Raw genomic sequence first — 13,705 nt, forward strand, 5'->3', positions numbered from 1 at the left:
TTAATAGTTTTTAATGATTATTCGTTTCTTCGTAAAAAATTAAAATCTAATTGTTTTTTAACTAGATCAGCATTTTTTACTTTAACGTAAATTTCATCTCCTAATTGTAATAATTGATTAGAAGTTGCACCTACAAGAGCATATTGTTTTTCATCAAAAGTGTAATAATCCTCTTTTATATCTCGAATTCTAACCATTCCTTCACACTTGTTTTCAATAATTTCTACATAAATTCCCCACTCAGTAACACCGGAAATTACACCTAAAAACTCTTGATCTTTATGATTTTGCATGTATTTTACCTGCATGTATTTAATAGAATCACGTTCTGCATTTGTTGCTAAACCTTCCATTGTTGAAGAATGCAAACATTTAGCTTCATATGTTTCTTCATCTACTGATTTTCCTCCATCAAGATAATATTGCAATAATCGATGTACCATTACATCCGGATAACGACGAATTGGTGAAGTAAAATGGGAATAATAATCAAAAGCTAATCCATAATGTCCAATATTATCTGTAGAATATTTAGCTTTACTCATACTTCGAATCGTTAAAGTATCAATTAAATTCTGCTCTTTTTTACCAACAACATCGGCTAATAAATTATTCAATGATTTTGAAATATCACCTTTGTTTCTAAAATCTATCTTATAACCAAACTTTGCAATAACCGTTTGCATGGCTATTAATTTATCTTCATTTGGCTCATCATGAATTCTATATACAAAGGTTTTCTTTTGTTTTCCAATGTATTCTGCGACTTTTTTATTGGCCAAGAGCATGAATTCCTCAATCAAATGATTGGCATCTTTTGAAATTTTAAAATAAACGCCTTCTGGTTCTCCTTCTTGATCTAAATTGAATTTTACTTCTACTTTATCAAAAGAAATAGCACCATCATTCATTCTGTTTCTTCTGAAAATTTTGGCTAACTGATCCAGTTTTAAAGTGGCTGCAACAATTTCATCAGAAACCACATAAGAACTTCCAATTATAGATGTTTCAACGGGAATAGTATTATCCTTAGTTTCTATGATATACTGCGCTTCTTCATATGAAAATCGCTGATCAGAAAATATAACGGTGCGTCCAAACCATTGGTTGACAACCTGAGCTTTTTCGGTAATTTCAAAAATAGCCGAAAACGTATATTTTTCTTCATGCGGACGAAGTGAACACGCATAATTAGATAAAACTTCGGGTAACATGGGCACTACTCTATCCACTAAATACACAGAAGTAGCTCTTTGATAAGCTTCATCATCCAGAACAGTTCCTTCTTCGAGATAAAAAGAAACATCGGCAATATGAATTCCTATTTCATAATTTCCATTTTCTAATTTTTTAAATGATAAAGCATCATCAAAATCTTTAGCATCTTTTGGATCTATTGTAAAAGTCAAGGTATCACGCATATCCCGACGTTTTGCAATTTCATTTTCATGAATAGTGGTATCTATTTTTTGTGCATACGTCTCTACTTCTATCGGAAATTCAGCCGGTAATCCATATTCGGCTAAAATTGCATGAATTTCAGTATCATGTTCTCCTGGTTTTCCTAATACTTTTACCACTGTTCCAAAAGGACTATCGGCTCTAGATGGCCAATCTTCAATATGAACCAAAACGACATCGCCTTGCTCTGCTTCTCCGGTTTTATCCTTTGGAATAAAAATATCCGTATACATTTTTGGATTGGCTGTAGAAACAAAAGCAAAGTTTTTCTGAATGTCTATTACACCCACAAAATCGGTTTTGTTTCTTTCGATAACTTCAATCACTTCACCTTCAGGTCTTCTTCCTTTTCTACGATTGTAAACATAGACTTTTACGGTATCTTTATCTAAAGCATGATTTAAATTATTAGTCGGAATAAAAACATCTTCCTCTAAATCCGGACAAACAAAATAAGCGGTTTTACGGCCTGTCATATCAATTTTACCTTCGTAATAATCCTGACTGGCTGCTTTTACTAAATATTTTCCAGGTTCTGATTCTATGATTTTATTTTGAGAAGCTAAAATCTTCAAATCTTTTATAATTTGATTGCGACTTTCGGTATCATCTAAATCCAGCTTTGCTCCTATTTGTTTATAATTGAATGCTTTATTGGCACTTTGCGATAATATTTTTATAATTTTGTCAGAGAAGTTTTTCTCTTTTTTTATCGGCTTTCTTAATCTTTTACTCATACATCTTTTCTTAAAAGTCTAAAATTACAAAGAAGATGTTAGATATAACGATTTTAGTAACTAGATTTAGTAAAAATATAACTTTGCTTACCTTCACAAAAAGACAAAATGGAAGATTTTGAAACCATCGCAATTTTTAACTATTCCCATGAAATTGTCGTGCTGAAACATTTATTGGAACAAGAAGGAATTCATTATTATTTCGAGAACGAAACCACTTTAGGCGTTGTTCCTTTTTACACAACAGCTTTGGGAGGAATCAAATTAAAAGTACATCCAAACGATTTTAAAATTGTACAAGAAATTTTAGACAACTTGAATTCGAATCTTTCCATCGTTTGAAAAAGATTAAAACATAAATTTTATTTTTTTTAATTTTTCAAAGTTGTCAACATATATTAAATACAACAAAAAGAAAAAGGAAATTTAAAATCTTTTTTAATGGTTATTATAGTGTGTTAATAGTTGCTATAAATTTATTTTAAAATGTATTGAAATGAACTTTTATCATGTTATTTTAAGTTATCAACATACTTTTTTATAGCTAAAGATTTAGTTTTAAATATGTTTCATTTTTTAGTTAACATCTGTTGATAATACAAAAACTATTAATTTTGTAAATAAGTAAATTCTCCAGGTTTGTTAATAAACCATTTTTTAATATTGATAACTATTCTAAAAATTACTCAAACTAAATTAGGAATTCTAATGTGGGTTTTGGATTACTGTTTTTTTTCATATTGGAGAAAAAAACTTCTAATATTCTATCTAAACTTATGAACATTTCATGTTAATTTAAAGTTAACTGAATATCAAGCAATTGCGTTTCGCTATTAACAATGCAATTTTTTAACATATTTATTATAAAGTACAAATTGATTTTCAGCTATTTATGAATTAAATAAAATACACTAAAAAGTTAGTTTTTTAATAATCTGATAGTTATGATTTGAATCTTATACTAATAAAAAAAGGAATGTAATTTGAATAAAAAAGCAAATAAACAACGAATTCAAATAAACAAAACTAAAAATCTTTAGTTAAATTTGCAGCGCACAACTTAATAACAAAATAAAATGAAAATTTCAATAGGAAACGATCACGCTGGTCCAGAATATAAAAAAGCAATTGTCGAAATGCTAAAAGCTAGAGGACATGAAGTAACAAATTACGGAACAGATTCTGAAGATAGTGTTGATTATCCGGATTTTGGTCATCCTGTTGCAACAGATGTTTCTGAAGGAAAAGCTGATTTTGGAATTGTCATCTGCGGAAGCGGAAACGGTATCGCAATGACAGTTAATAAACATTCAAAAGTGCGTGCCGGCCTTTGTTGGACTAAAGAAATTGCTTATTTAACAAGACTTCATAATGACGCTAATATTGTAAGTATTCCAGCGCGTTTTACCTCTATTCCTCAAGCGGTAGAAATAGTTGAAACATTTTTAGATACTGAATTTGAAGGTGGAAGACATCAAAACAGAGTGAATAAAATTTCTTGTTAGTATTTTACTATTCTAAAATAAAACAATCCAAAAACCATTAAAATTTGGATTACAATAATTCCCCAAAACTTCAAAAGATAGCTTTCTTTTGAAGTTTTGTGTTTAAAAATAAGCATGGCTAATCCGGAACCAATAGTTCCGCCCATAAAAACAAAGGTTAAAAGTGTTTTTTCGGAAATTCTCCTTTTACTTTTTATAGCTAATAATTTATCATAGCCCGTTATGGCAAAAGCCAAAAAGCTAAGTATAAAAAAATAGTAGAATATTATCGGCATTGGTACTGAATTGAATTTCAAAGATATTATTTTAGCAGTAGGATTTTTTACAATTCAGCAGTTCTTATTCAAAATCATAAATATTAAAATGACTAACATACAATTCATCTCAAAATACGTTGCTACACCAGCGATAAACATTCAAAATACGGTTCAATTATTACAGGAAGATTGTACGATTCCGTTTATTTCACGTTATCGAAAAGACAAAACGGGAAATCTTGACGAGGTTTTTATTGAACAAATCGCAAAGTTTCAAAAAGAGTATGAATTGGTTGTAAAACGAAAAGAAGCTATCTTAAAATCAATTCAGGAACAAAATGCGCTTACGCCAGAATTAGATAAAAAAATCCAACAGAGTTTTGATTTACAGGAATTGGAAGATTTTTATCTGCCATTTAAAAAGAAGAAAAAAACCAAAGCCGATGTAGCTCGTGAAAACGGATTAGAACCATTGGCCAAAATCATTATGGCGCAAAATAATGATGATGTCGACTTTATTTCGACTAAATATTTGAATGAAAATGTCATCAATGAAGACGCCGCTTTACAAGGCGCCAGAGATATTATTGCCGAATGGATTAATGAAAATATTTATGTTCGAAAACAACTCCGAAGATTGTACGAACGAAAAGCAACGATAACCACCAAAGTAGTAAAAACCAAAAAAGACGAAGAAGCGGCCCAAAAATTCAATCAATATTTTGATTGGTCAGAACCGTTAAGTAAAGCGCCTTCCCATCGATTATTAGCCATGCTTCGTGCTGAAAATGAAGGTTTTATTAAGTTTAAAGTAGAAGTTGATATTGACGAAGCGTATGATATTATTGATGAATTAATTTTAAAAAGTCAAAATAGCACCACGCCTCACGTACAATTAGCCATTGAAGACAGTTACAAACGATTATTGAATCCGGCCATTTCTAATGAAGCTTTACAAGAAGCCAAAGCCAAAGCTGATACCAATTCGATTCAGGTTTTTGCTAATAATTTAGGACAATTATTGTTGGCGCCGCCTTTGGGCGAAAAACGTATTTTGGCTATTGATCCAGGATTTCGTTCCGGTTGTAAAGTAGTTTGTCTGGACGAAAAAGGGGATTTGTTGTACAACGAAACCATTTATCCGCATGCGCCACAAAAGGAAGAAGTCATGGCGATGAAAAAAATTCGTTCGATGGTTAATTCCTATAAAATTGATGCCATTTCTATTGGAAACGGAACTGCTTCTCGCGAAACGGAGTTTTTTATAAAGAAAATTGCTTTTGATAAACCGGTTCAGGTTTTCATTGTTTCTGAGGCTGGAGCTTCTGTGTATTCTGCTTCGAAAATTGCGAGAGAGGAATTCCCTAATTTTGATGTTACCGTCCGAGGTTCGGTTTCTATAGGACGTCGATTGTCAGATCCGTTGGCCGAATTGGTGAAAATTGACCCGAAAGCCATTGGCGTAGGCCAATACCAACATGATGTGGATCAAACTAAACTCAAGGAAGAACTGGATAATACGGTGATTCGTTGTGTGAATTCGGTTGGGATAAATATCAATACAGCGAGTAAACATTTGTTGAGTTATGTGAGCGGAATAGGAGAGAAGCTAGCCGAAAATATTGTAAATTATCGTTCCGAAAATGGTCCTTTTGAAGATCGAAAACAACTTAAGAAAGTGCCTCGTTTAGGTGAAAAAGCGTATCAGCAAGGCGTTGCTTTTATTCGAATTTCGAATGCAAAAAATCCTTTGGATAATTCTGCAGTTCATCCTGAAGCCTATGGAATTGTTGAAAAAATGGCTAAAGATTTGAAACTGACTGTGCATGATTTGATTGCCAACAAAGAAAAAACAGCTCTGATTAAACCAGAAAATTACATCACTCCGGAAATAGGGTTATTAACGTTGAAAGACATTATCAAAGAACTCGAAAAACCAGGATTAGATCCTAGAAAATCTGCTAAAGTTTTTGAATTTGATCCGGATGTAAAAACGATAAAAGATGTAAAAACGGGAATGGTTTTACCCGGAATTGTGAATAACATTACTAATTTTGGTTGTTTTGTAGATATTGGAATCAAAGAAAGCGGTTTGGTTCACATTTCCCAACTCAAAGCTGGTTTTGTGAGTGATGTGAATGAAGTAGTCAAATTACACCAACACGTTCAGGTAAAAGTGACGGAGGTCGACGAAGACAGAAAACGGATTCAGCTTTCGATGGTTTTGTAATAAAAGCTTTAAAAACAAGAATTTAGCGCATAAAAAATTCCAAATCCCAAAGAAATATACTTGGAATTTGGAATTTTTTTATTTTAGAAATTCTAAAAAATTATTCTTTAGTTTCTTCTTTTTTGTCAGCTGACTGATCATCTTTGGCCGCGTTTTTGAATTCTTTGATTCCGCTTCCTAAACCTTTCATTAATTCTGGAATTTTTTTACCTCCAAAAAGTAATAAAACAACAGCCAATATAATAAGGATTTCTGTAACACCTAATCTTCCCATGATTGAATAATTTATTGCCGAAGCAAATTTGTAATAAAACTAGAGGCAAAGGTATATAGAAATACTTAATATGATTTCGTTTTGATTGATTTATTTAGTTTATAAAGCGTTAAAAATATATTAAAAATAAATTTATGTTAAGAATAACGGTACAAAAACAACAAAATACAATCAATGACAATAATTGTTATATTTGTTGAATAATAAAAAAGTATGTCTGGTAAACGACTAAAACGCAAAAAACTCAAAGAAAATTTATTCAATAAAAGACGTTTAATAATACTTAACGAAGATACTTTTGAAGAAACTTTTTCGTTGAAACTTACTTTGATGAATGTTTTCGTGGTAGCTACTTTGGGCGCCATAATTATTACATTCGTTACCACTTTTATTATTGCTTTTACTCCATTAAGGGAATTTATTCCGGGTTATTCTTCTTCGAAATTAAAAAGAGAAGCCACGGAATTAGCCTTAAAATCAGATTCGTTGTCCCGCGCATTAAAGAAAAATGAAGCCTATATTCAATCGATTCAAAAAGTATTGACCGGCGAGTTAGAATTCTCAAAATTCAATAAAGATTCTATACTTTCGGCTGCGGCACAAGCGCCTTCACCAACAAATTTATCAGCATCAAAAGAAGAATTGGAGTTGCGGGAACAAGTGGCAAAAGAAGAAAAAAAACAATCTTCGAAAAAAGCGAATTAACATCCGGTCCTTTTTCAATCTTTATAAAGAACACAATAGCAAATGTCAATAAAATCAACTGCTGCAAAATTATTTGCACAAAAAATATACAAGAAAACGCAGCTTTGGGCGCAGCATCCTGTTGAAACTCAAAAGAAAGTATTTCTGCAATTAATAAAGGAAGCCAAGAAAACGCAATTTGGTCTTGACCATCATTTTGATACCATCAAAACGCATGAAGATTTTGCCAATCATGTACCCATTCGCGATTATGAAGGCTTGAAATCGTATGTTGATAAAGTGGTAAAAGGAGAAGCAAATATTCTCTGGAAAGGAAAACCGCTTTATTTTGCTAAAACTTCAGGAACTACTTCGGGGGCAAAATATATTCCGCTTACCAAGGAATCCATGCCATTTCATATTGAAGCAGCCAGAAACGCGATTTTGCATTACATTCACGAAACCGGAAATGCTGATTTTGTTGACGGGAAAATGATTTTCTTGCAAGGAAGTCCAATTCTTGAAGAAAAATACGGAATACAATTTGGACGATTGTCTGGAATTGTGGCACATTTTGTTCCAAAGTATTTGCAAAAAAACCGAATGCCGTCTTGGGAAACGAATTGCATCGAAGACTGGGAAACTAAAGTCAATGCGATTGTTGAAGAAACATTTCATAAAGACATGTCGGTGATTTCAGGAATTCCGTCCTGGGTACAAATGTATTTTGAAAAACTACAGCAAAAAGGAGGGAAGCCTGTGGGGGAAATCTTCAAAAACTTCAATTTGTTTATTTACGGAGGTGTAAATTATGAACCGTATCGCGCTAAATTCGAAAATCTGATTGGTCGAAAAGTAGATAGCATAGAGTTGTTTCCGGCTTCGGAAGGATTTTTTGCGTATCAGGATTCCCAAAAAGAAAAGGGAATGTTGTTGCTTTTGAATTCCGGAATTTTCTATGAATTTATAAAAAGTGATGAATTTTATACCGAAAATCCAAAACGCTACACGATTGGCGAAGTAGAATTGAATGTAAATTATGTATTGATTATTTCTACCAATGCCGGACTTTGGGGATACAATATTGGGGATACTGTGCAGTTTACTTCTTTGAAACCGTATCGCGTAATTGTTTCGGGAAGAATTAAACATTACATATCAGCCTTTGGCGAACATGTTATTGGTAAAGAAGTAGAAAGCGCATTGCAGGAAGCGATGGCGGGAACTACAATTCGGGTGAATGAGTTTACCGTGGCGCCTCAAATTAATCCTGCCGAAGGATTACCCTATCACGAATGGTTCATTGAATTTGAAAACGAACCGGAAGACAGCGTATCTTTTGCGGAAGCGATAGACAACGCCATGCGAAAACAAAATGTGTATTATGACGATTTGATTGTGGGACATGTATTGCGAAAAGTCGTGATTACAAAAGTGGCCAAAAACGGGTTTCAGGAATATATGAAGTCAATAGGAAAATTGGGCGGTCAAAATAAAATCCCAAGACTTTCGAATGACAGAAAAATAGTGGATTTATTAAACGAGCAATAAAAACGATACATTTGTACTAGTTAGTATTACAAAAAAGAATGAAAGAGACTAAAAATATATCACGATCCAGAGCGCAAGAATCATCGGCTGCCATTGAAAAAATGTACATCACGATGCGCCATTTATTCAACAGAGGTTTTTATAAACCAATGGGAATTTCCGGCGATACGTTACGAGAGGCTTTGATGGCTTTACGACCTGAAATTTATGGTAATATTGCCGAAGAAAAAGTAGAATTAAACGGACTTTTATATGTTATAGAGCGTCTTCCGGTAGGAATTGAAGAATGTAGATTTATCAATTTAACTTCGGATGAAGGGTATTCAAAATCACATTTTCAGGCGATTGTACCGCCAAAAAGACGTCGCAATTGTTATCGAATTGACGAAGAACAAATGAACGTGGAAATTACGCGCGGACGCTCAGATATTTATGATATTTTGACACATTTGACGTTTATTTTCATCGAATCCCATAAGATTAGAAATCGAGTTTTATTAGACGATGGCGGTGAAGTTTCCCGAGATTGGTTAAAACTGGAACAAGCGGTATTGCAAACCAAAAAACTTTCGCTTGTTGATAAAGAAAAGGCAATTTCACATGCTGCGAATATTCTGGGAAGAACATTTGAGGAAGTTTTGGATATTTATGAAGCGTTTGGTTCAGAAACTGCGCCAGACCGATTTTTGCATGTTGTTTTTTGGTTGGGAAAATTAGCCATTGAGGAAGTGGTTGAGAATAATAAGAGAACCATCACCTTTAGTCCAATTCTTAGAGAGCGATTGGGACATCATATTCATGGGGAAATTTGGGCGACAAATATTAAGGAGGTTTTGAAAGCGAATCAACTTTTAGACCGACCAATTCACGTGATTAGCGCCAATATGCACAGTGTGATGAACTCTATTTTTGCTACTCCGGTTTTGAAAACCAAGTTCAAAGATAAATCTGATTTCTTTATTTATGAAGAATTGAGCAAGTCCGGTGCGAATGAAGTTCGAAATAAAGTGGAAGAAGTGGCTCAAAAACACGGAATGATTTTTTTACCGGACACTTCGGGAACGAATATAGATGTGCAAATTTTTGACACCGCCAAAATAGATTGGAGTACAACATCGTTTCCAAATGCAGCCATCGGAGATGAAAAACCGGTATTGATAGTCATGGATTATGCGTTTGGAGAGCAGGCTTATGAAACGATTGACGAGTTGTTGAAACCGTATAAAAAAGACACACTTTTGAATGTGAAATCGGTTTCGATAATGGGAAAAGCCGGAATTCTCGAAGGTGGAAAAGGCGATATTATGATTCCGAACGCCCACATTAATGAAGGAACTGCGGATAATTATTTTTTCGAAAATAAATTAACTGCGGATATGTTCGAAGGAAATGACATTGCTGTTTTTGCAGGTCCAATGGTAACTGTTTTAGGAACTTCATTGCAAAACCGCGATTTATTGAAGTTTTTTCACGAATCGACTTGGGGCGTTATCGGACTGGAAATGGAAGGTTCTTACTATCAGAAAGCCATTCAATCTGCTTCGAAAATCAGAAAAAGTGTGCCACAGGATATTCAGGTGAGATATGCGTATTACGCTTCGGATAATCCATTGGAAACCGGAAGTACTCTGGCTTCAGGAGGATTAGGGACAACGGGAGTTAAACCAACCTATTTGATTACTATTAAGATATTAGAACAAATTTTTAACGTAAAATAAGAGTTATAAATGAGTGCAAACGTACCCCAGAATCAAGAGGATCAAGAAATTGATTTGTCGCAAATTTTTCAAAAAATCGGTAATTTTATAGACGGCATTTTTTTAAGTCTTTTTGAAGGATTTCTATTTCTAAAAAGAAATGTTATTGTACTGGTCATTTTACTTTTTTTAGGAACGGGTTTAGGGATATTCTTAGATAGCACCAGGGTTTCTTATGATCATGAAATCATTGTAATGCCAAATTTTGGTTCCAATGACTATTTGTATGCTAAGGTCAGTTTGTTGAATTCTAAAATTAATGAAAATGACACTGTTTTTCTAAAAGACTTAGGATTTAAAGACGCTCAAAAAATAAACAGCATCAAGATTGAACCAATAATTGATGTCTATAAATTTGTAGGCAATGACGAACAACGATTAGAACTAATAAAATTAATGGCCGAAGACGGAGGTTTAACCAAGTCGGTGGAGAATAAATTAACCAGCAAGAATTATCCGTTTCATGCCCTTAGCATAACTTCTTCAAAAAGGGTTACAAAAGAAGGTTTTGGCAATCCTTTGATGCAATATTTGAATGATTCAGAGTATTATTCGAACCTAAAAAAGGAAAACTTAAAAAACCTTGAAATCAATAGTAAAGCGAATGATTCTATTATCAAACAGATAGACGGATTGTTGAACGATTACAATAAAAACACAAAAGGATCTACTAGCAGTTTAGTTTATTATAACGAAAATGCGCAGTTAAACGACATCATAAAAACCAAAGAAAACTTAATTAAAGAACAAGGAAAGAATAGATTGGAAAGAATCAATTTTGATAAAGTGATTAAAGAGGTCAGTTCGGTAACCAATATTAAAAATGTAAAATCAATTAACGGAAAGTTGAAATTTGTTGCTCCTTTTCTGCTGATTTTTATATTTTTAATTAGTTCTATGCTGTTGAAATTTTATCAAAAACTGAAGGTTAAATACAATAAATAATCATTTATGAAAGGAATTATATTAGCTGGAGGTTCAGGTACCCGATTGCATCCGCTTACGCTTGCAGTCAGTAAACAGTTGATGCCAATTTATGATAAACCGATGATTTATTATCCGTTATCCTCTTTGATGTGGGCAGGAATCAGAGAGATTTTAATTATTTCGACGCCTCATGATTTGCCTTTGTTCAGACAATTATTGGGTGATGGAACGAAACTGGGTTGTCGTTTTGAATATGCTGTTCAGGAACACCCAAACGGTTTGGCGGAAGCCTTTATCATTGGAAAAGAGTTTATCGGAAAAGAAAAAGTGGCATTGGTGCTGGGAGACAATATTTTTTACGGAACCGGATTGTCTGATTTATTGCAGGCCAATAATAATCCGGATGGCGGAATCATTTATGCCTATCACGTAAACGATCCTGAGCGCTACGGCGTAGTTGATTTTGATGCTAATGGGAACGTACTTTCTATTGAAGAAAAACCATTGGTGCCCAAATCAAATTATGCTGTTCCCGGGATTTATTTTTATGATAATGATGTGGTTGAAATTGCTGCTAATATAAAACCAAGTCAACGCGGCGAAATAGAAATCACGGATGTCAATAAAGAATACCTGCGTAGAGGAAAATTAAAAGTGAGTATTCTAGACCGAGGAACCGCTTGGTTTGATACCGGAACGTTCAATTCTTTGATGCAGGCTTCTCAATTTGTTCAAGTAATTGAAGAACGTCAGGGATTAAAAATTGGTTCTATAGAAGAAGCGGCATACCGAATGGGCTACATTGATGCCGAACAATTAAAAAAAATAGCAGAGCCCTTATTAAAAAGTGGCTACGGAACACATTTATTAGATATAATTTAAACCAATTTATGAATTTTATTAGCACGAAACTTGAAGGCTGTTTCATTATTGAACCGAAAATAATTCAAGATGAAAGAGGTTATTTTATGGAAAGTTTCAATGAAAAAACCTTTCAAAAAGGAGTCAATCACCCCGTTCATTTTGTACAAGACAATCAATCATTTTCTACAAAAGGAGTGCTTCGCGGATTGCATTATCAAACAGGAGTTCATGCACAAGCCAAGTTAGTACGCGTTTTACAAGGAGAAGTTTTAGATGTTGCGGTGGATATAAGACCTGGTTCTGCAACATTTGGTCAGCATATTTCGGTTGTACTTTCGGGTGAAAATCAAACACAGTTTTTTGTACCAAGAGGGTTTGCTCACGGCTTTTTAGTACTAAGCGAAACAGCAACATTTTTTTATAAATGTGATAATTTTTATAATAAAGAATCGGAAGGCGGTATTAAATTTAATGATCCGGAGCTAAATATAGATTGGCAGTTTCCGGAAACAGAATTACTTATTTCGCAAAAAGATCAAATATTACCCACTTTAGAAAACGCAAAAAAAATATGGTAGTTCTTGTCACGGGTGCCAATGGACAATTAGGACAATCTCTTCAATTTATTGCGGAAAAATATTCTCAAATTGATTTTGTTTTTTGTGATTCTAAAGCGCTTGATATTACTCAAAAAACAGGAATTGAGTCCGTTTTCAACAAAATAAAACCTGATTTTTGTATCAATACTGCAGCTTATACTGCCGTAGACAAAGCAGAAACCGAAACTGAAAAAGCAGAAGCAATCAATGCTACGGGAGTCAAAAATCTGGCTGAGGTTTGCAAAGAGTTTAAGACCCAATTAATTCATGTTTCTACCGATTTTGTTTTTGATGGTACCAAAAAAACACCCTACACAGAAGAAGATATTCCAAATCCGAAAAGTGTATATGGACAAACGAAATTAGACGGAGAAAAGGCAGTTCAAGCCGTTTTGGAAGATTATTTTATCATAAGAACGTCATGGGTTTATTCGCAATTTGGTGCTAATTTCATGAAAACCATGTTGCGACTGGGAGCAGAACGCGATTCTTTATCTGTGGTAAATGACCAAATCGGAACGCCAACAAATGCTGTTGATTTAGCCGAAGCGCTTGTTCAAATCGTAGTATTTGTTAGTCAACACCCCACTCATAAAGTAAGCGGTATTTATAATTTCAGTAACGAAGGTTCTTGCAGCTGGTTTGATTTTGCCCAAAAAATATTCGAAAATAACACTATAAATATTGATTTACAGCCCATTCCAACAAGCAGTTATCCCACACCGGCACAACGACCAAAATATAGTGTTCTGGATAAAACCAAGATTAAATTGGTTTTTGGGATTGCTATAAAAGGCTGGGAGGAAAGTTTGAGCAACTGTTTTTAGTAGTAAAATCCAAATATCTAATGGTTCATCTT

At 33.6% G+C, this 13,705-nt stretch carries 13 protein-coding genes; 10 read left to right on the plus strand and 3 right to left on the minus strand.

From position 1 onward, the window contains the following. Positions 1-17: 17 nt before the first annotated feature. A complete protein-coding gene (rnr, locus tag O6P34_RS04620) occupies positions 18-2,198 on the minus strand; it encodes a ribonuclease R (RefSeq protein WP_269686157.1) in 2,181 nt (726 codons plus the stop codon). A gap of 108 nt (positions 2,199-2,306) precedes the next feature. Here rnr and O6P34_RS04625 point away from each other — a divergent pair, with 108 nt between their 5' ends. Both O6P34_RS04625 and rpiB read left to right on the plus strand, forming a co-directional pair. Beyond that, positions 2,307-2,540 carry a DUF2007 domain-containing protein gene (locus tag O6P34_RS04625; RefSeq protein ID WP_269686158.1) on the plus strand — a complete coding sequence of 78 codons (234 nt, stop codon included), beginning with the start codon at positions 2,307-2,309 and terminating at the stop codon, positions 2,538-2,540. Between the two features lie 734 nt (positions 2,541-3,274). Further along, positions 3,275-3,703, plus strand: a complete 429-nt coding sequence (gene rpiB, locus O6P34_RS04630) for a ribose 5-phosphate isomerase B (protein WP_269686159.1) — start codon at positions 3,275-3,277, stop codon at positions 3,701-3,703. On the opposite strand, the gene O6P34_RS04635 is transcribed toward rpiB, so the two are convergent. Further along, positions 3,700-3,978, minus strand: a complete 279-nt coding sequence (locus O6P34_RS04635) for a DUF1294 domain-containing protein (protein ID WP_281324529.1) — start codon at positions 3,976-3,978, stop codon at positions 3,700-3,702. The genes rpiB and O6P34_RS04635 overlap by 4 nt on opposite strands. 88 nt (positions 3,979-4,066) lie before the next feature. Between O6P34_RS04635 and O6P34_RS04640 the strand changes: the two genes are divergently transcribed. Then, entirely contained in the window at positions 4,067-6,190 is a 2,124-nt protein-coding gene (locus tag O6P34_RS04640) for a Tex family protein (RefSeq protein ID WP_269686161.1), read from the plus strand. Between the two features lie 100 nt (positions 6,191-6,290). On the opposite strand, the gene tatA is transcribed toward O6P34_RS04640, so the two are convergent. Then, on the minus strand, positions 6,291-6,464 hold the full coding sequence (tatA, locus tag O6P34_RS04645) for a twin-arginine translocase TatA/TatE family subunit (protein ID WP_269686162.1): 174 nt from the start codon (positions 6,462-6,464) through the stop codon (positions 6,291-6,293). Positions 6,465-6,677: 213 nt separating this feature from the next. On the opposite strand from tatA, the gene O6P34_RS04650 reads away from it, so the two are divergent. The 7 genes from O6P34_RS04650 to rfbD are packed head-to-tail and all read left to right on the plus strand — an operon-like array spanning position 6,678 to position 13,673. Then, on the plus strand, positions 6,678-7,169 hold the full coding sequence (locus O6P34_RS04650) for a peptidase (protein WP_269686163.1): 492 nt from the start codon (positions 6,678-6,680) through the stop codon (positions 7,167-7,169). A gap of 42 nt (positions 7,170-7,211) precedes the next feature. After that, complete coding sequence (locus tag O6P34_RS04655) at positions 7,212-8,699, plus strand: GH3 family acyl-acid amido synthetase (RefSeq protein ID WP_269686164.1); 1,488 nt, start codon at positions 7,212-7,214, stop codon at positions 8,697-8,699. A 38-nt stretch (positions 8,700-8,737) separates the two neighbouring features. Continuing rightward, on the plus strand, positions 8,738-10,417 hold the full coding sequence (locus O6P34_RS04660; RefSeq protein ID WP_269686165.1) for a DUF6909 family protein: 1,680 nt from the start codon (positions 8,738-8,740) through the stop codon (positions 10,415-10,417). Between the two features lie 9 nt (positions 10,418-10,426). Continuing rightward, positions 10,427-11,401: a hypothetical protein gene (locus O6P34_RS04665; protein ID WP_269686166.1), complete on the plus strand. Its 975-nt coding sequence runs from the start codon at positions 10,427-10,429 to the stop codon at positions 11,399-11,401. Between the two features lie 6 nt (positions 11,402-11,407). Beyond that, a complete protein-coding gene (gene rfbA / locus O6P34_RS04670; RefSeq protein WP_269686167.1) occupies positions 11,408-12,265 on the plus strand; it encodes a glucose-1-phosphate thymidylyltransferase RfbA in 858 nt (285 codons plus the stop codon). A gap of 8 nt (positions 12,266-12,273) precedes the next feature. Next, positions 12,274-12,825, plus strand: coding sequence for a dTDP-4-dehydrorhamnose 3,5-epimerase (gene rfbC, locus O6P34_RS04675; protein WP_269686168.1), 552 nt, complete (start codon positions 12,274-12,276; stop codon positions 12,823-12,825). Continuing rightward, entirely contained in the window at positions 12,819-13,673 is an 855-nt protein-coding gene (rfbD, locus tag O6P34_RS04680) for a dTDP-4-dehydrorhamnose reductase (protein ID WP_269686169.1), read from the plus strand. Before rfbC ends, rfbD begins: the two co-directional genes overlap by 7 nt. Positions 13,674-13,705 lie beyond the last annotated feature (32 nt).

It is taken from the genome of Flavobacterium lacustre, assembly GCF_027474525.2.
In the GTDB taxonomy this organism is placed as follows: domain Bacteria; phylum Bacteroidota; class Bacteroidia; order Flavobacteriales; family Flavobacteriaceae; genus Flavobacterium; species Flavobacterium lacustre.

Bases quoted from the DNA above. Each gene is read 5' to 3' on its own strand.
- rnr (WP_269686157.1), bottom strand. From the start codon at position 2,198: ATGAGTAAAAGATTAAGAAAGCCGATAAAAAAAGAGAAAAACTTCTCT.
- O6P34_RS04625 (WP_269686158.1), top strand. From the start codon at position 2,307: ATGGAAGATTTTGAAACCATCGCAATTTTTAACTATTCCCATGAAATT.
- rpiB (WP_269686159.1), top strand. From the start codon at position 3,275: ATGAAAATTTCAATAGGAAACGATCACGCTGGTCCAGAATATAAAAAA.
- O6P34_RS04635 (WP_281324529.1), bottom strand. From the start codon at position 3,978: ATGCCGATAATATTCTACTATTTTTTTATACTTAGCTTTTTGGCTTTT.
- O6P34_RS04640 (WP_269686161.1), top strand. From the start codon at position 4,067: ATGACTAACATACAATTCATCTCAAAATACGTTGCTACACCAGCGATA.
- tatA (WP_269686162.1), bottom strand. From the start codon at position 6,464: ATGGGAAGATTAGGTGTTACAGAAATCCTTATTATATTGGCTGTTGTT.
- O6P34_RS04650 (WP_269686163.1), top strand. From the start codon at position 6,678: ATGTCTGGTAAACGACTAAAACGCAAAAAACTCAAAGAAAATTTATTC.
- O6P34_RS04655 (WP_269686164.1), top strand. From the start codon at position 7,212: ATGTCAATAAAATCAACTGCTGCAAAATTATTTGCACAAAAAATATAC.
- O6P34_RS04660 (WP_269686165.1), top strand. From the start codon at position 8,738: ATGAAAGAGACTAAAAATATATCACGATCCAGAGCGCAAGAATCATCG.
- O6P34_RS04665 (WP_269686166.1), top strand. From the start codon at position 10,427: ATGAGTGCAAACGTACCCCAGAATCAAGAGGATCAAGAAATTGATTTG.
- rfbA (WP_269686167.1), top strand. From the start codon at position 11,408: ATGAAAGGAATTATATTAGCTGGAGGTTCAGGTACCCGATTGCATCCG.
- rfbC (WP_269686168.1), top strand. From the start codon at position 12,274: ATGAATTTTATTAGCACGAAACTTGAAGGCTGTTTCATTATTGAACCG.
- rfbD (WP_269686169.1), top strand. From the start codon at position 12,819: ATGGTAGTTCTTGTCACGGGTGCCAATGGACAATTAGGACAATCTCTT.